The following is a 26,830-nucleotide window of genomic DNA, read 5'->3' as shown; positions in this document are numbered from 1 at the left end:
AATTTTTGCAGCTTGAAAGTTTTAAAGGTTCATTTTATCTCCTTTAACTTTTTAAAATTGGAAGTTAAAGAAATCAAAAAATATTTAAAATTTTTTTTATTTTTAAAAGATTTTAGAAGATAAAATAAAGGCAAAAGAATCCTTATAACAGGATAGAAATATCTTTGATGTTTTTTATAAAAAATGTAAAGAGAATTAACCCTGTGATAAAAAGCAAAATCACTCTCCTTATGAGTGGCACCAAATTTATGATAAACTACCCAATCTGGATAAAAATAAATATAAAAATTTTCCCTCCTCAACCTTCTTTCTAAATCCTCATCCTCCTTAAATAAAAAAAAGGATTCATCAAAACCCCCTATCTTTCTAAAAATTTTGGAAGGTATAATAAAACATGCTCCAGGAGAAACCTTTAAAAATTTCTCTTTAATTCTCTTTTTTTCCTTCTTTTTTATAAACTCATCGTACCCCATCATATAAATAAAACAACGAAAACCATATTCCACATCTCTAAATGGCACTATTTTTTTACCTTCTTCATCAACAAAAAGTGGAATTAACATAGAAATCCTCTTTTTTTTCTTTATAAAATCAAAGGCTTTCTCAAAACCTTTTATGAACTTCACATCAGGATTTACTATAAGTAAATACTCACCTTCACTTTCTCTTACTCCAATATTAACAGCCTTCCCAAAACCAAAATTTTTTTCATTATTTATAACTTTTAAATTATCATAACCATTAAAAGAAAGGACTTCCTCTGGTGAATTGTTAACAATTATTATTTCACCTTCTCTTTTTATCACTTCTGGCAAAGTTTTCAAAAGCTCTTCTATTAAATTTTTTGAATAATAATTTACAATTATAACTGAAATACTTTTCATGTAATTATCATCTCCTCAATAAATCTTGAGGGTAAAAGTTTTCTTCCAAATTTTGTTTTCGGTCTTGTTATAAAAACTTTTTCACAGCTCCTTGTTAAGGCTACATAAAAAAGTCTCCTTTCCTCATCTAATTCTTTTCTATTACTTAAACTTTGAGTTTTTGGGAAAATTGTTTCTGCCATTCCTGTTATAAAAACTACATCAAATTCAAGTCCCTTTGCACCATGAATTGTTGAAAGAAAAACCCCTCCTTCCTTTGTATCAGTTTCAAGATTTTCTAAAACTGAAAAAGAATCTAAAAATTTTTTTACCTCACCTTCCCTATACTCTTTTAATAAAAAGAAAAGTTCTTCAATTATCTCCCTTTCCTCTTTTTCTTGATCTTGAGGTAAATTTTTTAAAAATTCATAAAACTTTATTTTTTCAAGAAATTCATTCACAATTTCAAGAGGTCTCTTATTTAATTTTTCCCTAATATGTTCCTTCCATAGTTTCAAAACTCCCTCATCAATTTTTTTATCACCTAAAAAAAACTTTATTGCCATATTAAAAGGTGTTTTTTTTCCTGTTACCAATGATTCAAGATAATTGATAATTGCCCTTACAATCCCCCTTACATAAAATCTTGATTTACCCTGAATATTGTAAGGGATATTTTCCTTTTTAAAAATTTCCTGAAAATTTTTAAGATAAAAGGAATACCTTGAAAGAACTGCTATTTTTTCTTCCTTTATTCCTTCAGAAAACAAAAGTTTAATTTGACCTGCAACAAATTTTGCCTCATCCTTTTCATCTTCAGCATGATATATAAAGATTCTCTGTCCTTTTTTTTCCGCAGGAACAAAAAAAATTTCCTTTCTGTTTTTTATTTTTGATAAAATTTTTAAACCAGCTTCGTAAATCTGTTCAGGAATCCTAAAAGATTTTGTAAGATAATATATTTTTGAATTTTCAAAATACTTATCAAAATTAATTATAAATTCATTAGATGCACCCCTAAAACTGTAAATAGCTTGATCTTCATCACCAGTTGCAAAAAGTGAGCCCCCTTTTTCTCTTAATTTTTTTAAAAGAGAAACTTCCCCAAAGGTTAGGTCCTGAAATTCATCTACAAGTAAATGTTTTATTGAATGGATAAATCTTTCTTTTAAATCATCGTAATTTTCAAGAAGTAAATTAGCATAATAGATAAGGTCATCGTAATCTAAAAGATTATTCTCCTTTAAGGTTTCTGAGTATTTTTTATAAACAATACCACATCTTCTCTGCCAGGCATAATCTGATCTTAAAAGGTCCTGGTAACTTAAAAGATTTGCTTTTGAAATTGAAATTGTCTTCATTATTTCCTCCAGCTCTATCTGTGATATATCAGGAAATATATTCTTAACTATTTGAAAACTCTCACTCCTTGTTAAAATTTTTGTTTTTTCCATATCAAAACCAATTCTTGAACCACCTACATAAAGAACCTGTAAAGCAAGATTGTGCATTGTTCCGATGTTTAAAGATAAATACTTTTTCTTTGAAAGTAAAAGCATAAGTCTTGACCTTATCTCCTCAATTCCCTTTCCTGTAAATGTTGTTATAATAATTTCCTCAGGTTCAATTTTTTTAATCTCAATTAAATAGGCTGCCCTTCTTAATAAACTTAAAGTTTTCCCTGTTCCTGCTCCACCTTTTACAAGAATAAACCTTTCTTCAGATGTAACAGCATCTTTTTGCTCCTCAGTAAGATCTTCTAAGATAATTTTTTTCTTTTCACTTATTTTAACTTCTACTAAGGGACTCACTGAAACTTTGAAATCACCTTCAATAGCCCTTAACATCTCAATTGCATTTTTAAACCTTTTTTCAGGTTCAGGATTAATAGACTTTTCAATAATTTTCTTTAAATTTTCACTAACATTTTCCTTTATTTTGGGATAACTTCCTTTTCTTATCTTTTCCCTTATTTCATCAAGGGTTCTACCCTGGAAGGGAGGAAAACCCATAAAACATTCATACATAATTGAACCTACAGCAAATATATCAGTTTTTTCATTATAATTGCCTCTCCATCCTTCTGGAGCAAGATATAAAGGTGTTCCCACAACTTGCCCGGAAACTTTTTCCTGAAAAATCATGGCAAGTCCAAAATCAGATATCTTTGGTTCAAATTCCCTTGTTAAAAGTATATTTTCAGGTTTTAAATCTCTATGAAGCACTCCCTTTTTATGTGCATAATCCAGGGCAAGTAAAACTTTTTTAAAAATATCAACAACAAGATCCTCCTTTAATGGTGCTGATTTTATAAGATTTCTTAAAGATGAACCTTCAACATACTCCATTGTCATTATTAGATTGTTATCAATAATATCAACGGAATAAAATCTAACTATATTTTCATGAAGAAGTTCTGAAAGAATCTTTGCTTCTCTTTTTAAAATCTCCCATTCCTCTTCTTTTATTCTCGGTATTTTAATTGCAAAAAGTTTATCAATTAGAGTGTCTTTTACAAGGTAAACATCACCAAAAGTTCCTCCACCGAGCCATTTCAGAATCTCATACTTACCGAGTTTCTTTGAAAGCATCCTATATTATAACTTATTCTCAATTATAAATCTTTTTGCAAGTTCAACAAGATAAAAGGAACCTGTTAGAAGTATAAAGGAATTTGAATCAGAATTTTCAAAGGAAAATTTAAAGGCTTCAAAAGCATCTTCAAACTTTAAAATTTTTTTGAAATTTAATGTTTTAGCAATTTCATATAAACTATCTGGATTTTCTCTCCTCGGTATATGTGATTGAGTTAAAATAAGGCACTTAGGTTCAAGTTCCTGTAAAATTTTAAGCATTTTCTTTATATTTTTGTCTCTATTAGTCCCGAAAATTAAAAATCTGGGTTTCCTTTTTATTATTTTTCTCACATTCCTTGTAACAGCTCTTAAAGAAATTGGATTATGAGCACCATCTACTATAAAAAAAGGATTATCATGAATCCTTTCAAATCTTCCAAAAAGTTTAAATTTTTTAAAATCATAACACCTTATATTATTTAAATATAAGTAAATAAAAGCAAGGGAAGCATTGATTGCCTGAAAATCACCTATCATAGAAGTAAAAATATGATGCCACCTCGTATCAAAATAAATCTTAAAATATGTCCCCCTTTCAGAAAGTTCAAGTATTTTAAAGGGAATTTTTATACCGAGAAGAAAAACTTCACTTTTAACCTTTTTAGCCCTTTCTAAAAGAACATAAAGCACTTCCTTAGGTTGAGGTGATATTATTGAGTATTTTCCCTTAATAACAAAACTCTTCTCATAGGCAATTTTACTTAAAGTGTTTCCTAGAACATGCTCATGGTCATAACTTATAGGTGTTATTATTGAAAAATCGGATGGAGTGGCATTCACTGCATCAAGTCTTCCACCAAGACCAATTTCTAAAACATTAAAAAGAGTATTTTTTTCCTTAAAAAATAAGAAAGCCATAACTGTAAGAGCTTCAAAATATGTTAGATTAATTCCACTTTCAATTTTTTCTTTTATTTTTAAAACATAATAGATAAAATCCTCTTCACTTATATCATTTTCACCTATCCTTATCCTTTCTCTTACATTCATAACATGGGGAGAAGTGTATAACCCTGTATTTGAAAAATTATTTTCTAAAAGACCACTTACAATGTGATGGGCTGTGCTCCCTTTCCCTTTCGTTCCTGCTATAATACATGTATTTTTAAGGTAATTCTGAGGATTATCAAATTCCTTTAAATTTTCAATAAACCTTAAAAAATCAAAATCATTTTTAGGAGTTTTTTTCTCATAATTTATTAAAGATTCAAGAAAAAGATTTGCCTCATTAAAATTCATTTTTTATCTTAAAAGAAAAAATGAAAAAATTGAAAGAATTATAGTGTAAATTCCAAAAAAGGGAAAAAGTTTCTTTTTTATTGAGCCTTCAATTAAAAAAAGTGCAAAAAGACCTGATAAGAAAGCAAAAATGAATCCTGCTAAAGAAGGTAAAACTTCAAGATATTTTAAATCTCCTATTTCAAGAATAAAGGCACCTAAAACAAGGGGTAAATACATATAAAAGGAAAATTCAAAACTTTCCTTTGGATTAATATTTAAAAGGAGTGCTGTGGTAATTGTGGTTCCAGACCTTGAAATTCCGGGTAAAAGAGCAAAAATCTGCATAACACCAATTAAAAAGGCTTTTTTATTATCTAAACCTTCTCCACCTTCCCTTATTCTTGAAGATAAAAGGTAAAAACCATTTAAAAGAAAAAATAGAAATAGATACTTAGGGTCTTCAAAAAATTCTTTAATTTTATTTCTAAATAGAAGGGCAAATAAAGAAGCAGGTAAAATCCCTAATAAGATTTTAAACCAATTTTTTAAATAATAATTTATAAGCCTTTTTCTAAAATATACAATTACAGAAAAAAATGTTGCAAGATGAAAAAGGGTTTCAATACCTATTCCCTTCAAATTGAATTTAAACACCTCCTGTAAAAATAGAAGATGACCTGAGGAAGAGATGGGTAAAAACTCTGTTATTCCCTGTAAAAAACCAAGTGCTATTTCCTTCAATTTTTATTCCTTCTTTTCTATTAACTTTATAACATCTATAAGGGGAATAAGTTCTTTATCAATAAGAATTATTTTTTTAAAAATTTCCTTATCCAGGTCATAAGGGACTTCAAGTAATTTTACATCTCTTTTTTTATAAATTCCCCTCACTTCACCTACCCTAAGGAAAAAACTTTCTTTTTTATCTTTCTTTTCAATAAAAATAAAGGAATAAGGCTCTTTTTCTTCTTCAATATTTAAAAGTTTAGAAAATGAAATAACAGGTATTATTCTATCTCTAAAATTAGCCATACCTATAGCATAAGATGGTAAATCAGTTGCTTCAAAAACCTCTAAACCAGTTATAACTTCTGATGCATCCTGAGTATAAATTGCATAGTTTTCACTTCCTAACCTGAAAATTAAAAATTCTTCATCTTTAACTTCTTCCACTTCTACAATTGCCTCGGGTAATTCTTCTTTTATTTCCTCGGGTTTCACTTCGGAACTCATTTCGAGCTTAAATCCCGGTTCCTTTAATTCTTCTTTTTCAACTATTTCTTTTTTTTCCTCAATTTTTTTCTTTTTTATTTTCTTTTTTGAAGTTTCTTCTTTTATAGGTGTTTCCTTTTTACTTTCCTCTGTTTTTTCTTTAAAAAAATCAAGAAATTTTTTGTAACTTATTTCCTCTTTATCTTTCATAGTTCTAAAATTGTAAAATTTTCATTGGTGTAAATGCATATTTCAGCAGCAATTTTAAGAGCTTCCTCAACTATTTTTCTTGGTTCCAAATCAGTATGTTTTAAAAGGGCAAGGGCAGCTGATCTTGCATAAGGTGCACCTGAACCAATGGCAACTATTCCATATTCAGGTTCAACAACTTCACCGTTTCCTGAGATTATAAGAGCCCTTTCTTTATTAATAACAGCAATAAGTGCTTCAAGTCTCCTTAAAAATTTATCTTGCCTCCATCTTCTTGCCAGTTCAACGGAAGCCCTCATAAGGTCTCCTTTAAATTCCTTCAAATTTTTTTCAAGGTTTTCAAAAAGAGTATAGGCATCAGCAACCGCACCAGCAAATCCCACAAGAACTTCCCCATTAAAAATTTTCATTACCTTTTTAGCCTTGTGTTTTAAAACTGTCTCTCCAAAGGTAACCTGCCCATCAGCCCCTATTACAGCCTTTCCATCCTTTAGAATACCAAGAACAGTAGTTGAATGCATCATATTTTATTTTAATTAGTATAATTAGGGAAAGGCAATTTCATCAAAATTATTATAATTTTTATTCCATAAAAAGAAGGAAAGACCTGAAAAACCCTTTGATTTCAGATCATAAGGATTCTTAACAAAAATTCCATCAGGAAATCCAATGCCTGAAACAAAAAGGGGAAGTCTAAAAACTTCTCTTAAATATTTTACATCTGAATAAATTATAAAAAGACCCATATTATAAGAAAAAGGGTAAAGGGGATAAATAAAAATTAAAAGACCATCGGTAATTTTTTTATTTTTAAATAAATAAAAAGGCAAAATTTTTAAAATCTCTTTAACCTTTCCCCTAAATTCATCCTTTTTTCCTATTAAAATCAAATTGTAAAATAAAGATAACTTTTTATCAAATAAAGTATCAGGTAAAATTTTTACCTTTAAATTTCCCCTTGTAAGAAGGGAAAAAGAAAGATTTCTTGCCAAATGATAATTTTCAAAGGAATTTTTTCCCGTGCTAAAAACTATCAAAATTTTGTTACGCATAATATTTTTTATAAGACCTGGATTTGAAGGAGTTTTTAAAGGCATCTTTAACTTAAATTCACTTACTATTTCCCAGTTTTTTCTTTTTAAAAAAATATACTTATTCTTACCCTTTAACTCAAAAATTTTTCCATCTATATTTATGAAAAATTTCTCAAAATTAAAATTTGATAAATCCATCTCAAAGGCATTAACATTAAAAGTATTAATCATAATGTTGTTATCTTTTCTTTTTAATTTAACAAAACCTGGATAAAAATATTTTTCAGGATCTAAAATTTTTAAATAATAAAAGGAATTATTTATACCTAAATCAGAAAAGTAAAACTCAAAGGAATCAGGCAAAAATCTTTTATGTTTTTTTATAAAATTTATAATTGTATCTGAATCTACACAATCAATACCCTCTGTATTTTCAATATCCCACCAGTGTCCCATATCACTTACTTCCCATAACTTTACCCTTATGCTATTTCTCTTTAAAAGTGAAAACATAAATCTTGAATGAAAAACTGGAACAGATTTATCCTCTGTTCCATGAACTATTAAAAAAGGAACATTTAAAGCATTTCTTATAAATTTTTGAATATCCTCTGAATATAAAACCCTCTCCCTTATTTTTATTTGAAGAGGATCACCAAATAAACTTACTCCCTGCAAAAAATAAGGAACATAAGTTCTGAAGGATACCCAACCAGCTGATGGTATAATTGCGGCAAATTTATCAGCAAAATGGAACCCTATGAAATAAGCGCCATGTCCTCCCATTGAGTGTCCAGTAAGATAAATTTTATCAGTATCAACATTAAAATTTTTCTTAACATAATTAAAAACTTCAAGAAAATCTAAGGTTCCAAGATCCTGCCAGTCAAAACCAAAGGGTCTCCTATTTGTAGGCGAAACTATAAATAAAGAATCCTCCTCTTTATATGTTCTTACAAGATCAATTGCCTCAACACCTGCCCCATGAAGAGAAAATATAACTCCCTTTTTATAATCACCCTTTACTTTGGGATATCTTATAGCAAAATAATTAACTCCCTCATCAATTTTTGACTTAAATGTAATTTTTAAGGGTTCATCTTTTGATTTTATCGGCAAATAAAAATTCGTTATGGTGTCAAAGTTTTCACCTTTTAATTTAACAGAAATTGTAAGAGTTTCCTTTTTAAAATTTTTATTTAATATTTTAAATTTTAAATCCTCATAAATAATTTCAAAAGGCATAAGAAAATCAATTTCTTTTTTTTCTCCTTCAAGATTTTCTCCATAACCTTCTAAAATTAATTTTTTAAAGAATTTATCACTCGGATTTATTATCCAGAAACCAATATAAAATTCATAAAGGGAATCTCTCAAGATAAAAGGTAATATAGCCCATTCTTTATATACAAATGGAGTTTCCGGAGCCCTTTTAAATGAAATTCTTACTTTTCCGTATTCTTCTCCAGTTATAAGTAGAACTCTATATCTTTTTTCTTTTAAATAAAGGGGAACCGGAATATTAGAATAATAATAAGGATTTCCAATGTAAGGGTTTGAATCAATATAAAATCTTGAAATTTTTTCAGGGTATACAAGATAAAAACCATCTTTAAAAAAAGTGTCAATATAAACATAACTTAAAGTGCTAAAACTATAGCCATGATGCTCATATTCCCTTTTAATTTCAAGAGTATCAGAGGTGATAAAAATATAACCATCTTTATCAGGTTTTACCTCTCTCCAGAAAATTTTTCCTTTTTTTGAAAGGGTTGTATAGAAGGTATCTTTTAAAGAAATTAAATATTTTTCTTCACCATTTGGTAAAAGAAAATCTGGTGAAGACTCGCGAGGTGCTATTTGAAAAGGGGAAAGTATATAAATTTTTAAAAATATAAAAAAAATCATACTCCTTTCATTGATAATACTTTGGCATATCTGAGTAAAGAAATCATAAAACCTGAAAATTTTAAAGATTTATTTTTTGCAACACTATAAGCATATATATCAGAAAAAATATTTTTTAAAGTGTTATCATATAATTCAAGATTATCTTTTGTAATAAAACTTACATTTTTCTTTATTGCTTCAATAGAATTTATAAGGGTAAAGGGTAAAACAGAAATAATATCAGGAATAATTTTCTTTTCCTTTGATAACATTTCATAAATTTCATAATTAATTCCTGATGGGGCAATTTCAATAATAACTTTTGCTTTAATTTTATCAAAATTATTTTTATTGATTACATTTGAAGGTCCTGCCAGAATTAAAATATCACACTCCCTTTCAAGAAACTCTGCATTTGTTAATTTTTCACCCTTAATTTCTGAAATTTTTCCTTTATTCTTTTTAAGTTCTATTACTTCATCATAGTTAAAGGAATCTGAAACTATTGCACCTTTTGTATCTGACAAACCCACTACTTTAGCATTTTTTTCTTTCAAAACTTCAAAGAATAAAAGTGAAACTTTACCAGAACCCTGAATTAAAACTTTTTTTTCCTTATAATCAAAATCCTCTATTTCAGAAAATTTATCCAAGATGATTTTTATTCCTCTTTTTAAGATTTCCCTTCTATTAAAAAATCCTCCCATTTCAAAAACCTTAGCAGTAAAGTTCTCACAATAAATTTCATTTTCCTCATAACCCATTTCAGGATAAAAAATTTCCTTTTCATCCTTTAAAAAGGATAGAAACTTTTCAGATAAAAATTTTTTCATTTTATAATTTTTTATAAATTTTTCTTCCACTTCTAGACCTGCACTTAAACCAGAAAAGGGCATATTTAAAAGAAAATTTTGCCATGTAAAAAAAGAAGAAAGCATTTTTAATTCATCAATAGAAATCTTACTTTTTATTCTTAAGGGTCCAATATAGTAAGGTTTTATAGAGGAATGTATAACTTTCACACTTTTAAATAAATTTATTCTTCCTTCATATTCAAAGGGAATGTTTTGTATGGCTATAAATTCAGGTTCTAATATCAAATTTACTATTCCTTCAGGTAAAAGGGCTTCATTACAAACTTTTAAAAAATAATTTTTATATTCATCAAACATAATTAAAATTTTAAATCAATTTCTCCTTTAAAAGATAATTTTACTTTTCCAATTAGGTATGTTCCTGACTCATTAAATACAACTTTCAAAATATCTCCTCCTTTTGTTAATATTTCAAATTGACTAAATCCATTTTTTAACTTTGTATAAAAGGCAGAAGCCACAGCACCTGTTCCACAGGATAAAACCTCATCTTCAACTCCCCTTTCATATGTTCTTATTTTAATTTTATTACCAGTTATTTCAATAAAGTTTACATTTGTGCCTTTAGGTTTAAAAAATTCGTGATACCTTAAAAATTTTCCTTCTTTTACAACATCAATTTTTTCTATTTCTTTTTCCTCTCTTATCAAATGGGGAACACCTGAATTTATAAGTGTGTAGTCCTTTTCTGAGATTTTTAAATTTTTTAGAAATATAGGGTTTATCATTTTAAGTTTGACATTATTTTTGCCAAGGTATTCACCTTCATGTTCACCATCATCAGCAATAAACTTAAATTTTTTCTTTTTAGTTTTTAAATAATTTAAATAAATAAGGCATCTTGCACCGTTTGCACAGAACTCTGCTCTTCCACCATCAGAATTATAATAAATCATTCTGAAGTCATAATTTTTATCCCTTAAGGAAAACAAAATCCCATCAGCACCAATTCCCCTTCTCCTTTCACATAAAAAGGTAATAAATTTTTCTATCTTTTCTGGTTTTATATCAATTGGCACTATAAAATCATTACCAGTTGCTTCCATTTTTAAAAATTTCAATTTCATTTAGAAATTATAAGATATTTTGCCTTATATTTTATAATAATTTATTTAAAAAGGAGGGAAAAAATGTTAAAACAAACATTAAAGGAAAAAATAGAAAAAAGACAAAAAGAAGTAAAGGAGTTCAGGGAAAAATTCGGTAAAAAGGTAATCTCCGAGGTAACAGTTGAACAGGCTTACGGTGGAATGAGGGATGTAAAATGCATGGTATGGGAAGGTTCTCTTCTTGATCCTAATGAAGGAATAAGATTTAGAGGATATACCATACCTGAAGTTAGAGAAAAACTTCCAAAGGCAAAAGGAGGTAATGAACCACTTCCTGAAGGGATTTTCTATTTACTTTTAACAGGTGATCTTCCAACAGAAGAAAATATTAAGGAAATTCAGGAAGAATTCAAGAAAAGGATGGAAGTGCCCTCTTATGTATTTGATGTTATAAAGAAGATGCCAAAAGACTCTCATCCCATGGTTCTCTTCTCAATGGGTATTCTTGCCATGCAGAAGGAGTCAAAATTTACAAAGGCATACTGGGAAGGGATTCCAAAAACAAATTACTGGGAATATTTTTATGAAGATACCCTTGATTTACTTGCAAGAATTCCGGTTCTTGCTGCTTATGTGTATAGATATTTGTATAAGAAAGGTAAATTTATTGAACCTGATTCCAAACTTGACTGGGCTGCTAATTTTGCTCATATGATGGGTTATGATAATCCTGAGGTATACGAACTAATGAGGCTTTATATGGTTTTACACTGCGACCATGAAGGTGGAAATGTTTCAGCCCATACAGGACATCTCGTTGCCTCTGCTCTATCTGATGTTTATTATTCAATATCAGCTGCCATAAATGGACTTGCAGGACCCTTACATGGACTTGCAAATCAGGAAGTGTTAAGATGGATTTTAAATCTTCAGGAAAAATTCAAGGGTCAAGAGATTACAAAGGAAATTCTTGAAAAATATTGCTGGGATACAATAAATTCAGGACAGGTAATCCCTGGATATGGACACGCTGTTTTAAGAAAAACTGATCCAAGATATATTGCTTTTAGAGAATTTGCATTGAAATATATGCCGGATGATCCGATTTTTAAAATAGTCTCAATGCTTTATGAGGTTGTTCCTCCGATTTTACAGCAGTTACAGAAAATAAAGGATCCTTGGCCTAATGTAGATGCCCACTCTGGTTGTGTTCTTTATCATTATGGAATTACAGAATTCCCCTTTTATACTGTTTTGTTTGGTGTTTCAAGGGCAATAGGTATTTCAGTTCAATTAATATGGGATAGAGCTCTTGGTCTTCCTATTGAAAGACCAAAGAGTGTGACTCTTGAATGGTTGAAAGAAAATATAAAAGAATAAAATATTTCTGCGCCCGTAGCTCAACTCCGGATAGAGCGTCTCCCTCCGGAGGAGAAGGTTGCGGGTTCAATTCCCGCCGGGCGCTAATATTATTTAAGGTCCAATTCTTATAGTTATAAAATTCTTAAAGTATAAATTAGCACATCTTTTAATATCTTCAGGTTTAACTTCATTTATTTTATTGAGCATTGAATCTAAGAATTCAGGATCTTCTGCAATTACAAAAGACCTAAAAAGAGAAATAAGAACACCATCGGTGGAGGCATTCTGTAAAAATCTATAAGTTTTAAAAAGATTGAGAGACTCTTTAATTTCCTTTTCTTTAACACCTTTTTCCTTTATTTCATTAACTTCTTTAATCATCAATTTCCAGGCTGAATCAGGGAAAGAGGAAGAAACATAAAAGTAACCATAATTCTTTTTTTTCATTGAAGCACCAGCCCAAACTGCATAGGAAATACCTGCTTTTGTTCTCACCTTTTCTTCAAATCTCTGGGATAAAATCTCTGATAAGGCTAAAATTGCAGGGTAATCTCTATCTTTTATATCAGGAAATGGAAATTTTGTTGCTATATAACTTGTCTCGTAATCATCTTTTTTGATATAAAAAAATGTATCTTTTTTTGAAAAATCAGGAATTTCGGGGGTTATATTTTCTCTTTTTTCAATTTTTCCGAATAGTTCATCAAAGAGATTTAAAAATTCTTCTTTTTCGAGGGGTCCAACAAAACCAAGAACAATACCTCCTGAATGAAAATTATTTTCAAGAAAATTTCTTATATCCTCTATTTTAAAGTTCTTAAGAGTTTCTATTTTTCCTTCAGGTTCTATTTTATAAGGATGATTTTTATAAAAAACTTCATTTAGCAAAATAAATAATTTCTGGTCTGGGTCCTCTTCTTTTCTTTTTGCTCTTAAAATTAAGTTATTTCTAACAACTTCAATCCTTTGAGGATTTAATTCAGGTTCATTCAGAATTTTAAATAAAATTTCAATTACCCTTTTATAATTTTTTGTAGGAGATTTTAAAATTAAAGCAGAATAATCATGGTCAGCTATGACTCTTGTGAGAATCCCTTCCTTAACAAAAATTTTTTGAAGCTCCGGGAAGGGGTATTCCCTTGTTCCTTCAAGAAGGGAGTTTAAAGCAAAAAACTCTATTCCATCCATCCCTTCTTTATATTTAGCTACACCTCCCTTAAATAAAACACCTGCACTTATTACATCAATCCCTTCAACTTTCCGGTATATAAGGGGAATTTCATTTTTTAAAAATAAAACTTCTGAAAATAAAAGATTAAAAAGAATAGAACTAATTATTAATTTTTTCATTTTAGTCCCCCTCAGGTTCAATTATTCCCATAACAAAATTTTTATTTTTTATGTATTTATTAAAGAAATTTTTAATATCTTCCTTATTTATTTTTTTGATTTCATTAATGTAATTTACAAAGTAATCAAGGTCTGCGGTTGTAACCCAGAAAGCAAGTTCATGGGCAAATCCTTCAGGATTTTCTGTTTTCAGAGAAAATTCATTTTCAATTGATATTTTAGCATCTTCAATTATTTCCTCGGGAAACCATCTTTCATCATCAATAGAATTTAAAAGTTCATCTATTTTCTTCTTCACTTCCTCAATTTTTTCCTTTTCAAGTTCAAAGGAAAAGTAAATTTCACCTGTTGCAGATTTTGTGTAATAGGATAGTGTGGCACTACTTGAAAGTCCTGTATTCACAAATTCTTTCTGAAATGGTGAATAGGGTAGAGAAAAAATTTTTGCTACAAGGTCTCCTATATATGTATCTTTTCTTTCATAAAGGGTTCCGGGTCCTCTAAAGATTATTTCAATTCTTGCAGACCTAACTTGGGATGATTTGATATTTAAAAGTTTTTTTGTTTTTAATTCAGGTAATTTTTCAGGTTTCTGATAAAAGACTTTTTTATTCCATCTTTCAAAAATCTTTCTTACAATTTTTTCAGTTTTTTCAAAATCAATATCTCCTGATATAATAAGAAAACAGTTTTCAGGACCATAAAATTTATCATACTGATTAAGCATTATTTTTTTATCTGCCTTTAAAATGTTATATTTTGGTCCGAGAAGGTCTGTTTTATAATATAGTTCTTCATAAAATAACCTTGAAATATCCATATAGAAATTTTCTAAAGGGTCAGAATAGTCCCTGTTATATTCATCAAGAACAACCGTTCTTTCCTTTTCCAGTTCTTTTTCATCAAAAAGTATCCCTGTTATAGCATTATAGGAGAATTCAAGAACTTTCTTTAAATTTTCCTTTGTAGATGTATAGTAATAAATCACATAGTTTAAAGATGTAGCACCATTGTATAAAATTCCCAGTTCCCTTATTTTTTCCATAAATTCTTCCTGGGTTTTATATTTTTTATTACCCTTAAAGAACATATGTTCAACAAGATGAAAGAGGCCGGCATCATGAGGAGACTGGTATTCCCCTCCTGCTCTGAAAGCAAGAAGGACAGTTACAATTGGTGAGATTTCATTTTTAACAAGATATACATTAAGTTTATTTTTTAACACAAAACTATTTATAGGTGGGTTAAAATTTCCAAAAATTAAAAAGATTAATATTTTCATATGTTAATTTTAAATAAAAATTTATTAAATTTACTACTTGATTTTAGAAAAATTAACTTTTAAAATTACATTATAGAGGTTCGAATCCTTAATAAAAAAATTTTAAAAAGTATGAGTTTAAAAATAGTATTATTTACTTTATTTTTGATTATAAATTTAAATGCAGATGAAAGCTTTTTTTCTGAGGATTTTAGAATAAATATTGGAAAATACAGCTTTGACCCATTAAAAGAAGACCCTCTACCCTTTTCTTTAAAGGTTGATGAAAAGGAAACCGAGTATTTTATAATTCAATTTAAGGGTCCTATAAAAAGAGAATGGATTGAATTCCTTAATAGTGAAGGAGTTTTAATTTATGATTATATCCCATATTATGCTTACATTGTTAAAATAAAAGAAAAAATTAAGGATAGATTCTTAAATAAAATAAAAGAAAATGAAAATGTTAGATCCATTTTACCTTTTCATCCGGGTTTTAAGATTTTAAAATTTTCAGAAGGTAATTTTGAAAGGGATATAAATCTTTTGCTTTTTGAAGATAGTGAACCTGATTATGTTGAAAAAATTGTTTCTTCCTTTTCCTTTAAAGTAATTGGTAAATCTTATGAATACACAAAAAAGGTAATAATAAGAGCCTCTCCTTCAGAAGTAGATAAACTCGCCTTTATTCCTGACATTCAGTATATTGAAGAAAGACCAAAGAATAAGCCTTTAAATGAAGTAATAAGATGGTCATTACAGACTGCCACAACAAATGATACCTTTATATGGGGAAAAGGTATAAGAGGGGAAAACCAGATAATAGGTTATATGGATACAGGTCTTGACTTTTATGATTGTTATTTCTGGGATCCTCAAGGAGATCCACCTGGGAATAATCACAGAAAGGTTTTAGCCTATGAAAATTATGGTGCAGGTGATAATCAGCCAAACGGTGGGGCTGACCATGGAACACATGTTGGAGGAACCCTTGCAGGTAAAATTGATCCAAGTGATAATACTCAGGATGCAAGTGATAAAAATTACAACGGTATTGCAAAAAATGCAAGACTTGTTATACAGGATGTGTATGATGGCACAAGTTTTGATTACGGGACAAATCTTACAAATCCTTTAAATAATGCGAGAAATCGTGGAGTAAGAATTCACTCTAACTCCTGGGGAGAATGTGGAGACCCAAATTGCAATACACCAAATAACGTTTATTCAAGTGCAGCACGGGAAGTAGATCAATTTATGTGGAATAATAGAGACTTTTTACTTGTATTTGCAGCAGGAAATGAAGGTCCTTCTAATAATACAGTTACCGCACCTTCTGTTGCAAAAAACTCTCTAAGTGTAGGAGCCTTACAGCATAATAATATAAATAATATTGCTAACTATTCAAGTAGAGGATGGGCTTTTGACGGTAGAATAAAACCGGATGTATGTGGAATTGGGGGAAGAGGGGCAGGAAATGATTATGTGCATTCTGCTTGGAATGATCAGCCAAATTATCCTCCCCATTCTTACTGTAACCAGTTAGGAATGGCTGGAACTTCTATGGCAACCCCTTCTGTTGCAGGAGCTCTTTCTTTAATAAGGCAATACTTTACAGAAGGATGGTATCCATCAGGAGCAAAAAATCCATCTGATGCCTTTATTCCATCAGGAGTTCTTTTAAAAGCAATGGCAATATCCTCAACAAATTTTTTAGCAACAAATGTTTATGACCAAGATTTTGGATGGGGAAGAGTTAATGTGAGAAACACCCTATATTTTTCAGGTGATGTAAAAGACTTAAGAATTTTTGAAAATGTAATAACAGGAACAGGTGATTCCCTGAGGTATCTTGTATCAGTTCTTTCAAACAGTGTCCCATTAAAAATTGTTCTTGTATGGTTTGATGCTCCTGCAGCTGTTAATGCAAATCCTGCTATAGTGAATAACCTTGATCTTAAAGTAATTGACCCAAATTCAAATTTATATAGAGGAAATGTTTTTTCAGGTGGTCAGAGTTCAACAGGTGGAAGTTTTGATAATATAAATACAGTTGAACTTGTCTATAGAACAACTCCTACACCTGGGACTTATTATATTGACATTATAGGGAGAAATATTCCAGTACCTGGTGCAAATGGTGTTCCTTTTGCTCTTGTTATCACAGGAGACCTTGGGAGCCAGATGGGAGAAGAAGAAAGTTACTTTGTGGCAATTCCTTTCAAGGATAGGATTCATCTAAAAGCTTTAGGAATTTTTAAAAATGGAACCTCTATACTTAAAAAAGATGGAAAAACTATTTACACTGAAATATCTTTGAGAGAAGAATTTGAGTATATAGATAGTGATATTCAAGATAATAAGGAATATAAATATGAACTCATTTCAATTAGTTCAGATGGAAGAAAAAAATATATGGGACCCCTTAAAGTGAGATTTATGGGATTTGATTTTGGACTTGAAATTAAAAATACAGTTTTATCAAAAAATAAAAATTTAAAATTTATCCTTTTTAATCCAGAGAAAGGAAAAATTGACCTTATACTTGTTAATACAGCTGGAAGAGAACATATAATTTTTACTGATAGATTAATTGAAAGAGGAATATTCTCCTTTGAAATTCCACTTAAAAATTACAATATAACTTCAGGGACCTACATTTTAATTTTGAAAAATAAAGGAAAAGAAATTAAAAACAAATTGATAGTTTTAGAATAAAATTATTTAACAAATCTTTAAAAATTGTAAAATCTTCCCTTCGATTTTTTTAAAAGAAATTTTGGATTTTAAAAAAAATTTGACAAGTATAAAAATTTATATTATAATGAAGTGTTTTAAAAGGAGGTTAATAAATGATAGAACTATTACTAATAGGCTTTTTAGGTATCGGTAAAGAAATAAAGGGGCAGGTAATAATATGGCTAAAACCGGAAGCAAGAAATCTTATAGTTTATGAAAAGGAAAAAAATGAAACAGGGATCCCAGATATTGATCTTGTTTTAAAAAAATTTTCTGTTTATGAGTTGGATAGATTAACAAAAGGAGTAATTCCTAAAGAAACCAAGCAATTTGATCTTGATCTCATTTTTCTTATTAAATTTCCTGAGGAAATAGAAAATAAAAAATTAATAGAAAATCTTAAAGGACTTGAAATTGTTAAAGATGCCTTTTCCAATATAGCTTACCCTATTGATGTAATTCCCAATGACCCTTATTTCAGTCAAATGTGGAATCTCACAAAAATGCAGGTTCCCGAAGCATGGGATATAGAAAGGGGTGATTCCTCAGTTGTTGTTGGAGCTGCTGATACAGGTCTATGGTGGGAACATGTTGATATAAGGGATAACTTATGGGTTAATCCTGGTGAAGATTTAAACGGAAATGGTAAATTTGATTATCCACAGGATTTAAATGGTATTGATGATGATGGTAATGGTTATGTGGATGATCTTATAGGATGGAATTTTACATGGGGAACATGGAATCCTTCTCCTCAGCCGAGTGTCGGATGGGATCATGGGACACATGTTACGGGAACAATGGCAGCAATTACAGATAATGGTATTGGTATTTCAGGTATTGGGTGGAAAATAAAGGCTGTAGGAATGAACTGTCAGTTAATTTATAATGATACTTCTTATATAAATTTTTACGGGACTGTTGAAGCCCATTATTATGCAGCAAATATGGGATTAAAGGTAATAAACAATTCATGGGGTGGTTATGGCTGGCCTTCTTCCTACAGAAATATGATGCAGGCAGCTATTGACTATGCAAGATTAAAAGGGGTAACTGTTCTTGCAGCAGCCGGGAATGAAAACACAAGTTCTTATCTTTATCCGGCAAGTTTAAGAGGTGTTATTTCTGTTGCTGCTTCTGATCAGTTGGATAGAAAAGCCTTCTTTTCTAACTATGGTGATTCAGTTGATGTTACAGCACCAGGGGTTGATATATGGAGCACTATTCCCAACAATGGATACGATTCCTGGATGGGGACAAGTATGGCTTGTCCAAATGCAGCCGGAGTATGTGCCCTTATAATTTCCCATTTCCCAAATTTAACACCAAAACAGGTTGAAGAGTATCTGGAAGGTGGAGCAGAAAATATTGATACTTTAAATCCTGGGTTTGAAGGTAAACTTGGAGCAGGGAGAGTAAATGCTTATAGGTCTTTGCTTTATCCTTTTACTTCAGGTGCTAAAATAATCGATTTCCAGATTGTAGAAATAATCGGAGATAATGACAGGTTTTATGAAGGTGGAGAACTGATTGGAATTTTAATCACTGTTCTGAATAAAGGTCCACAACCGGTTAATCACCTCAGGGTTACATTAAAACCTTCTTTTGGATACAGTATTGTTGATAGTATTGTTGAATATAATCAAGTTATTCCTAAAGGTGTCTCTGTCAACATTACCTCTGATACCTTTAAAATTTTACTAAATAATTTAAATGCAAGGGATACTCTTTTATTTGAAATTAATGCATCTCCTCAAACTTTTTATCCTCTTAACAAATTTACTTTCTTTATAGGTATCCCCCAGATTCTTGTTTATTATACAGACAATATAAATAAATTTTATACCTATTACGAGAAAGCAATTTTAAAAATGAATGAGATTTATGGACTTAATATTACTTACGATATCTGGAAATCAAGTGCAAGAGGAATTCCCACTCTTTCCACTTCAATGCCACCAATTGTTATATGGGCTACTGGGAATGACAGTTTAAATGTTCTAAGTTCCTCTGAAATTGACACAATGATAAATTACCTAACCTTAGGAGGAAAACTTGTTTTTACCTCCCAGTTTGCTGCTGAAAATATAAATACTACCCTTGACACCCTTTTCTTTAGGGACTATCTTGGAGTTGATAAGTTTTATGTTCCTCTTGGATCAGGAAAAAATTATGCAAAAGGTCTATCAGGTGATCCTCTCACCAGTGGATGGTTTTTATATCTTGGAAGCTCAAGTGGTGCTGATAATAATATCTCCCCTGATGAAATTTTAAATGATACATTAAATGGAACAATCTGTTTAAAATATGGGACAACTGGTCAATATAGAGGAGCAGGAGTAAGAACCTCAAATACAGTATTTTTTGCTTTTCCTCTTGAATCAGTTCCACTTACAGGTTCAAGTACACTTACCCTTTTGCACAAGGTAATATACGATATATTGAGATATTTTGGCATAGTAGAGGTGAAGGAGAATATCGCAGAATTTAAACAAAAAGAAAGAATTAAATTTTCTTTTATAACCAATTCTAACAGATTAAATAAAATTTTTGAATCTTATTCAAAGTATTCTGTAACAGGTCAAAAGGTTTCAAATCCTAAAAGAAATGGAATTTATCTTTTAAAGAAAGAAAACAAAAATGTTAAGGTTTTAATAATAAAATAAGGAGGTTTAAAATGAAGAGATTATTAATTTTATTTATTTTTCTCTCCTTATTGAGTGGGGGCGAAATACTTCTCATTGACCATGATGGAGGAGGGACTCTTAATAACGGAACCCCTTATGAACAGATTATTATTAATTCCTTTTCCAATCTTGGGTACATTTATAAAATTTGGGATTATTCAGTGAAGGGAATACCACCTCTTGATACCCTTTTGAGTTATAAAGTTGTTGTCTGGGATAACCCTGCTTGGACTTCAGGTCCTTTTTCAGCCTCAGATTCACAGGTTATGTATCAATATTTAAACCAGGGGGGTAAACTTTTCCTTTTGGGACCTGATGTTTTATTCAATTTTGAGTGGGGTCTTGGCTGGGGTACCTGGCCAAAATTCATTGGTGTTCAAGCATATCAGGAAACAGACCTTGCAAATGTCAGTGCAAGTGGTGTTTCTTCTGCACCTTATTTCAGTGGTTTTTCCTTTTCCTTTGACGATTTTTCAAACAATTCTAATGCTTATGGGTTTCAGGATCTTATTACCTTAACACAGGGAGCTATGAGGATTTTAATTGCTAACAAACATCCAAGTTATATACCTGATTCCTGTATAATGCTTTATAGAAAGTTCCCTTTAGTTAATGATACTGGTCGCCTTGTTTTCTTTTCTGCTTCTTTTGAAGACATTTCTTCTTCCTTTAAGAGAGATACCTTTATATCAAAAGTTATTGAGGGGCTTCTAAAATATCAAAAACCTCTTCTCCCCAATTTAGCAATTGATACCCTTTATCCCTATGAAATTGCCTTTGATAGCATATATCCAGTAAAAAATCCCTATGTTTTATATAATTATAGCATTGAAGTAAAAAATTTAGGTGCCACTAATTCTTCTCTTACACCGTGTATTCTTGAAATAAGGGAGAAAAATACATCAATAGTTCTTGTCTCTGATACTGAGTATGTAATTCCTCTTATGCCTTTTGAGAAAACAGTTATTACTTTTAATAAACCAGTTTATTATAATGTTCCGAAGAGATACATTTTTAAAGTTGAACTTTTACCTTCTTCTGATGCAAACTATATAGATAACATTTTTGCTGATACATTCAAAACTCTCTATGTTCCCTTATGGGATGATTTTGAAAATTCTCAAAGGACACTTTCCAATTTTGAACCCGGTTTTGAAAGAACTTCTGAAACCTCTTATAGAGGAAACTATTCCTTCTGTGAAAAGGCATTTCAGAATTATCCCAATATGGCTCGTATTTATTCAAAATCAAAACCCCTTGACTTAAGAGGTTTTGAAACAGTAAAACTCACTTTTTACACGATGTATCAGATAGAGACCGGTTTTGATTACTGTTATATTGATATATCCCGGAATGGTATTCATTTCAACAATATAGCAAAATATACTGGTTATCAGGGAACATGGATAAGTCAGAATCTTGACATATCAGGGCTTGCAGGAGAAGATTCCGCTTATATAAGATTAAGATTTGAATCAGACCCAGGTCTAAATATGTTCGGTATTTTCTTTGATAATCTCATGGTTGTGGGTGAAACAAAAGATAAAGGCAAACCTTTTATAATATATAATAAACCTCCGGATACTTCAAGTTTTTATTTTCAAAAGGTATTAAAAGCAAGGATAATTGATCCTACTCCTGTTACTGAAGCCTATCTTAAATATTTTGAAGAAACTTCAAACATTGATACTTTTACAATCCCTTTTGATAGCACAAGGGGAGAATTTTTCTATTTTACCCTCCCTTATTTAGGTGCTGGTAAAAGAATATATTACTTTTTTGAGGCAAAAGATGCCTTTTCTAATATTGGTAAAAGTTCAATTTATGAAAAAACCCTTGGGAAACTCTTCTATAATCATAATGAAATAACAAATCCGAACATTGTTTTGTTACCAAACTCTTACAGAGTTGCAACTGGTTTTACAGTGCCTTATGATTCTATAAAACTTAAAGGAGTTTTATATTTAACTTATAGTGATGATGGAACACCAATTGATTCTCTTTTTGTCCAAATTTTTAATTCCTCCGGTAGTATGCCTAATATAAATCCTATCCTTTCCTTTAAAGATTATCCTGAGAATAATCCTCAGAGAAGATATTCTCTCAATTTTGCTCCTTTACCTTCTCCAATAAAATTCTTATCAGGTGAAATGTTTTTTGTGGGTCTTGAAATAATTAATATAAATGGATATCCAGCAATATGCTGGGAAGATTATTCACCTTCTTCTAATCGTAGTTTTATTTATGATGGAACATCCTGGCAACCTCTTTTGGATATAAACAGCAACCATCCTGCAGACCCTGTAATTATGGCTGTTTGTGAAATCTATAACAGTGGTTTAACAGACCTAAAAGAAAAATTAATTAAAGATAGTGATATAAGGATTTTTTACTCAAAGGGAAAACCCTTCCTTTACTATAAAGGCTTAGATAAACCCTTTGAAATAAAGGTCTTTGATATACAGGGAAGAAATATTAAATCTTTTAAAATAAAAGGCGAGGGAAAAACAGAATTAAAACTCAAAGAAAGTGGAATATATTTCATAAACACCAGAATAAAAGGAGGAGGCAAAAAGATTATTTATATTAAATAGTTATAGTAAAATTTTTTTTTATTTTAAATTTCTTATAAGTTCTATTACTTTTCTATGTCTTTCCCCTGCATTCTTTTCCATAGTCCTTAAAGTCTCGTCCATTTTATAAAGCATCTCACTTATTAGAATAACTTAATTTTTAGAGGAATTTTTTGACTATTGATTGGGTTATTTTTTATTATTAAAATTTATGAAATTTAATAAGGAAGAAATATTAAAAGAATTTAAAGATAAAATTATACTTGTTATCTGTGGTGGAACCTCAGGTGAAAAAGAAGTCTCCATAAGATCTGGAAGAAAAGTGTTTGAAGCCCTTAAATACTGGAATTTAAATGTTAAAATTCTCGAAATTAAAAATGATTTTGTTAGAGAAATACTTGAAAGTAAACCCTTTGATATTATATTTAATATTCTGCATGGAAAACCAGGAGAGGATGGAACTGTACAAGGGTTTCTTGACCTGCTTGGAGTTCCGTATACAGGAAGTGGTGTCCTTGGATCTGCTCTTGGAATGAATAAAATAATTTCAAAAAAGATATTTATTAGTGAGGGAATTCCTACACCACCCTTTGTAACAATATACCACTACGAAAATTTTGAAGAAAAATTAAGGGAAGCAGAGGAAAAATTCGGATACCCTATGATGTTTAAACCAAAAGATGAGGGTTCAAGTCTTGGTGTTTCAATCTGTAAAAGTAGAGAAGATGTGATAAAAAATTTTGAGGAAAATAAAAATAAATTTAAAGACTTTTTCCTTGAAAAATATATTAAAGGGAAAATAATAACAACTGGAATTCTTGGAACAGGCAAAAAGGCTTTCCCATTACCTATCCTTGAATTAAGACCTTTAAAAAGAGAATTCTATGACTATACAGCAAAATACACAAAAGGAGAAACAGAATTTATTTTACCAGCAGAACTTTCTCCTGAATTGACTGAAGAGGTCCAGAGGATCTCTCTTAAAGCTCATTTGGCTCTTGAATGCAGAGGCTTTTCAAGAGTTGACGGAGTTGTATCTGAAGATGAAAAACCCTATATACTTGAGGTAAATACTCTGCCAGGTATGACCGATTTATCTGATTTACCAGCTGAAGCAAAAGCCTATGGACTAAGCTACGAAGAACTTGTCTTATTTATTTTAAATACAGTTTATGATTGAATTTTGATCACAAAAACAAATAGAAAATCATATTTAAAAATTTTCATATTATTTTTGATTTTATTTATTCCCTTAATTTTTCCATTTAAGTTTAATAAAATTTTTTCAATTACCCTTTTAATGGCCTACTCCTGGATATTTGAAATTGTTCCGATAGAAATAACAGGGCTCTTTCCGCTTTTTCTTTTTCCTCTTTTTGGTATTTTGAGTGTTAAAGATACTGCTCTATCCTATGGAAACCACCTTATTTTCTTATTCCTTGGATCTTTTTTTATAGCAAAGGCAATTGAAGTATCAGGACTTGCTAAAAAAATTTCTCTTTTTTTTATCTCAATTTTTCCAAAAAGTCCATTTTTTTCCTTTGCTGGAATTTCTCTTGCCACTTTTTTAATTTCAGGATGGATATCAAATACTGCTGCCACAATCATTTCATATACCATTGCTATCTCCCTTTTAAAAGGTATAAAGCTAAGGGAAAATTCAAATTTTAAAAAAATTCTATTAATTTCAACAGCCTATTCCTCCTCCATAGGAGGAATTTTAACACCTGTAGGTACTCCCCCTAACATTATTTATCTTGGAATAGTGGAGAAAATTTTTGGAAAGGAATATGTTTTTTCCTTTATTGAATGGATAAGATATGCTGCTCCCCTTGCCATATTAATCTTTATTTTTATGCTGCTTTTTTTTAAATTTTTCTTTATAAAAGGAGAAAGTTTTGAAATAAAAATTGAAGAGGAAAAGTTAAAATTGACAGAATATGAAAAGAGAGTTTTTTTAATTTTTATCTTAACAATAATTTTATGGTTTATAAGACCCTTTTTTTCTAAATTTCCCAATCTTAAATTTATAGAGGATTCAAGTATTGCAATTTTTTGCTCTTCTTTACTTTTTTTCATTAAAAGAGGAAAAGGGGAAAAAGAAACCCTTTTAAATTCAAAGGAAGCAAAAGAAATCCCCTGGGGAATTTTATATGTTTTTGGAGGTGGTCTTGCTCTTGCAGATGCCTATGAGAAAACAGGTTTTACAGTTTTTATTGGTAATTACATAAAAAATATATCTTCAATATTTTCCCCCTTTTTATTTCTTTTAATCCTTGTTACTTTTCTTGTTTTTTTTACAGAAGTTACATCAAACACTGCCTCTGCTTCCCTTCTATTACCCATAATTGGAGAATTTTCAAAGACTTTAAATTTATCTCCATATTTTCTAATGCTCCCCTCAACACTCTGTATTTCTTTTGCCTTTATGCTTCCCTCAGGAACCCCACCGAATGCAATAATTTTAAGTACTGGTGATGTTAGGGTTAAGGATTTAGCAAAAATTGGATTTTTTATGAATATTCTCACTATAATAACTACTACAATTTATTTTTATTTTATGAGATGAAAATAAAAATCGCTCCTTCCATAATTGCGGGAGATTTTTCAGATTTAAAAAAAACAATAAGAAAAATTGAAAAATCAGGTTCGGATTTAATCCATATTGATGTTATGGATGGAGTGTATGTTCCTAATATTACCTTTGGTCCAATGATAGTTGAAGCAATCAGAAAATTAACAAATTTACCCCTTGATATTCACCTAATGATTATTGACCCTTTAAGATATATAAGAAGATTTAAAAACTCCATACCTCATCTTATTTCCTTTCATGTAGAGGCAACAGATAAAGTTAAAGAAACAATTGAAGAAATACATCATTTTACAAGGGCAGGAATTGCAATAAACCCTGAAACACCTCTCGAAAGAGTTTTACCTTACTTAAAAGATGTTGAAAGAGTCCTTGTTATGACAGTAAATCCTGGTTTTTCAGGGCAAAAGTTTATTGAAAGTGCATCTTTTAAAATAAAGGAATTAAAGGAAATAAAGGAAAAAGATAATTTAAAATTTGAAATAGCAGTTGATGGGGGATTGAATAAGGAAAATATTTTTTATGTAATTAATCTTGGGGCAGAAGTTTTATGTATTGGATCCTTCTTTTTTAAGGAAAAGAAAATTAACAAGTTTATTAAAAAAATAAAAGGCGAAAAATAACTTCCTTTAATTTTTCAATTTCTTTTTAATCTCTTCTATAAAACTTTATTCCAAAAACTTTACACTTTTTCTTTGTCTCCTCCCTTATGTAAGGAGAAACTATAAAAAGTTCCGGCTTTACCCCTGTTTTCTTCTCATAAAACTCCCCAATTCTTTTAAATTTCAAAACATCACCATCTGATACACTGCTTTTTATCTCTATTAAATAATGTTTATCATCCTTTATAACAAGGTCTACTTCAATTGTTGAAGGATAACCAAAAACCATCCCCTCATTATCATGATCCTTTCACTTTTTAACATCATAAAAACCGAGTTCCTTCAAAATATCTTCCATACTCTCCCTGAAAGCCTCCTCTGCAAATATACCCCATCTTGCCCCTAATGCTGTTATAGCATCCCTCAAAACCCTAAAACCATCTGCTATCTCCTTTCTTTGAGCCTTTAATTCTTCCCTTTGAGCCTTTAATTCCTTAAGTATTTCTTTTATTTCCTCTCTTGTTACTGCCCTCTTATCCATTATCTCTTCAATCTTTAATCTGAAAAATGGTGATTTCTCAATAATCTCAGGAAGTCTTTTTTCAATTATTTTTATAATATCCTCTTCTCTTAAAATTTTTTTCATAGTAAATTGTAAACTAAAAAAATGCAA

The 26,830-nt window shown here is 30.0% G+C and carries 20 protein-coding genes and 1 tRNA gene; 8 read left to right on the top strand and 13 right to left on the bottom strand.

Annotated features, from left to right (window positions below; genetic code table 11):
- Positions 1-29: 29 nt before the first annotated feature.
- From ABIN17_03325 to dapF, 9 genes are read right to left on the bottom strand one after another with little or no spacing between them, the layout of a single operon-like run.
- Entirely contained in the window at positions 30-884 is an 855-nt protein-coding gene (locus tag ABIN17_03325) for a glycosyltransferase family 2 protein (GenBank protein ID MEO0284088.1), read from the bottom strand.
- A complete protein-coding gene (locus ABIN17_03320; GenBank protein MEO0284087.1) occupies positions 881-3,454 on the bottom strand; it encodes a UvrD-helicase domain-containing protein in 2,574 nt (857 codons plus the stop codon). Before ABIN17_03320 ends, ABIN17_03325 begins: the two co-directional genes overlap by 4 nt.
- Before the next feature lie 6 nt (positions 3,455-3,460).
- Positions 3,461-4,738: a cyanophycin synthetase gene (locus tag ABIN17_03315; protein ID MEO0284086.1), complete on the bottom strand. Its 1,278-nt coding sequence runs from the start codon at positions 4,736-4,738 to the stop codon at positions 3,461-3,463.
- Positions 4,739-4,741: 3 nt separating this feature from the next.
- A complete protein-coding gene (locus ABIN17_03310) occupies positions 4,742-5,461 on the bottom strand; it encodes an undecaprenyl-diphosphate phosphatase (protein ID MEO0284085.1) in 720 nt (239 codons plus the stop codon).
- Between the two features lie 3 nt (positions 5,462-5,464).
- Positions 5,465-6,142 (bottom strand): chemotaxis protein CheW, encoded by a 678-nt coding sequence (locus tag ABIN17_03305; GenBank protein MEO0284084.1) that lies wholly within the window; start codon positions 6,140-6,142, stop codon positions 5,465-5,467.
- The gene (gene hslV / locus ABIN17_03300; GenBank protein ID MEO0284083.1) at positions 6,139-6,666 is read right to left on the bottom strand and encodes an ATP-dependent protease subunit HslV; all 528 of its coding nucleotides are present in this window, start codon (positions 6,664-6,666) and stop codon (positions 6,139-6,141) included. Before hslV ends, ABIN17_03305 begins: the two co-directional genes overlap by 4 nt.
- A 21-nt stretch (positions 6,667-6,687) precedes the next feature.
- Complete coding sequence (locus tag ABIN17_03295) at positions 6,688-9,084, bottom strand: prolyl oligopeptidase family serine peptidase (GenBank protein MEO0284082.1); 2,397 nt, start codon at positions 9,082-9,084, stop codon at positions 6,688-6,690.
- Positions 9,081-10,238, bottom strand: coding sequence for a Glu/Leu/Phe/Val dehydrogenase dimerization domain-containing protein (locus ABIN17_03290; protein ID MEO0284081.1), 1,158 nt, complete (start codon positions 10,236-10,238; stop codon positions 9,081-9,083). The genes ABIN17_03295 and ABIN17_03290 overlap by 4 nt, the downstream gene beginning before the upstream one ends.
- A gap of 2 nt (positions 10,239-10,240) precedes the next feature.
- Entirely contained in the window at positions 10,241-11,008 is a 768-nt protein-coding gene (dapF, locus tag ABIN17_03285; GenBank protein ID MEO0284080.1) for a diaminopimelate epimerase, read from the bottom strand.
- Positions 11,009-11,071: 63 nt separating this feature from the next.
- Between dapF and ABIN17_03280 the strand changes: the two genes are divergently transcribed.
- Both ABIN17_03280 and ABIN17_03275 read left to right on the top strand, forming a co-directional pair.
- Complete coding sequence (locus tag ABIN17_03280) at positions 11,072-12,370, top strand: citrate (Si)-synthase, eukaryotic (GenBank protein ID MEO0284079.1); 1,299 nt, start codon at positions 11,072-11,074, stop codon at positions 12,368-12,370.
- A 9-nt stretch (positions 12,371-12,379) separates the two neighbouring features.
- Positions 12,380-12,455 (top strand) — tRNA-Arg (locus ABIN17_03275).
- An 8-nt stretch (positions 12,456-12,463) separates the two neighbouring features.
- Here ABIN17_03275 and ABIN17_03270 read toward each other — a convergent pair.
- Together ABIN17_03270 and ABIN17_03265 are read right to left on the bottom strand one after the other, a co-directional pair.
- On the bottom strand, positions 12,464-13,702 hold the full coding sequence (locus ABIN17_03270; protein ID MEO0284078.1) for a pitrilysin family protein: 1,239 nt from the start codon (positions 13,700-13,702) through the stop codon (positions 12,464-12,466).
- A 1-nt stretch (position 13,703) separates the two neighbouring features.
- A complete protein-coding gene (locus tag ABIN17_03265) occupies positions 13,704-14,984 on the bottom strand; it encodes a pitrilysin family protein (protein MEO0284077.1) in 1,281 nt (426 codons plus the stop codon).
- Between the two features lie 111 nt (positions 14,985-15,095).
- Between ABIN17_03265 and ABIN17_03260 the strand changes: the two genes are divergently transcribed.
- From ABIN17_03260 to rpe, 6 genes are all read left to right on the top strand, one after another.
- Positions 15,096-17,681, top strand: a complete 2,586-nt coding sequence (locus ABIN17_03260; GenBank protein MEO0284076.1) for a S8 family serine peptidase — start codon at positions 15,096-15,098, stop codon at positions 17,679-17,681.
- A 134-nt stretch (positions 17,682-17,815) separates the two neighbouring features.
- Positions 17,816-20,368 (top strand): S8 family peptidase, encoded by a 2,553-nt coding sequence (locus ABIN17_03255; GenBank protein ID MEO0284075.1) that lies wholly within the window; start codon positions 17,816-17,818, stop codon positions 20,366-20,368.
- Positions 20,369-20,379: 11 nt separating this feature from the next.
- On the top strand, positions 20,380-22,983 hold the full coding sequence (locus ABIN17_03250) for a hypothetical protein (GenBank protein ID MEO0284074.1): 2,604 nt from the start codon (positions 20,380-20,382) through the stop codon (positions 22,981-22,983).
- Between the two features lie 190 nt (positions 22,984-23,173).
- Positions 23,174-24,142, top strand: coding sequence for a D-alanine--D-alanine ligase (locus tag ABIN17_03245; protein MEO0284073.1), 969 nt, complete (start codon positions 23,174-23,176; stop codon positions 24,140-24,142).
- A 3-nt stretch (positions 24,143-24,145) separates the two neighbouring features.
- Entirely contained in the window at positions 24,146-25,531 is a 1,386-nt protein-coding gene (locus tag ABIN17_03240; protein ID MEO0284072.1) for an SLC13 family permease, read from the top strand.
- Entirely contained in the window at positions 25,528-26,178 is a 651-nt protein-coding gene (rpe, locus tag ABIN17_03235) for a ribulose-phosphate 3-epimerase (protein MEO0284071.1), read from the top strand. Before ABIN17_03240 ends, rpe begins: the two co-directional genes overlap by 4 nt.
- Before the next feature lie 25 nt (positions 26,179-26,203).
- On the opposite strand, the gene ABIN17_03230 is transcribed toward rpe, so the two are convergent.
- Both ABIN17_03230 and ABIN17_03225 read right to left on the bottom strand, forming a co-directional pair.
- Complete coding sequence (locus ABIN17_03230) at positions 26,204-26,446, bottom strand: hypothetical protein (protein ID MEO0284070.1); 243 nt, start codon at positions 26,444-26,446, stop codon at positions 26,204-26,206.
- Positions 26,447-26,467: 21 nt separating this feature from the next.
- Positions 26,468-26,803, bottom strand: coding sequence for a DUF3782 domain-containing protein (locus ABIN17_03225; protein ID MEO0284069.1), 336 nt, complete (start codon positions 26,801-26,803; stop codon positions 26,468-26,470).
- Positions 26,804-26,830 lie beyond the last annotated feature (27 nt).

It is taken from the genome of candidate division WOR-3 bacterium (genome assembly GCA_039803925.1).
In the GTDB taxonomy this organism is placed as follows: Bacteria; Hydrothermota; Hydrothermia; order Hydrothermales; family JAJRUZ01; genus JBCNVI01.
The sequence above is the reverse complement of the archived record's forward strand: the minus strand, read 5'-3'. Positions and strand labels throughout refer to the sequence as shown.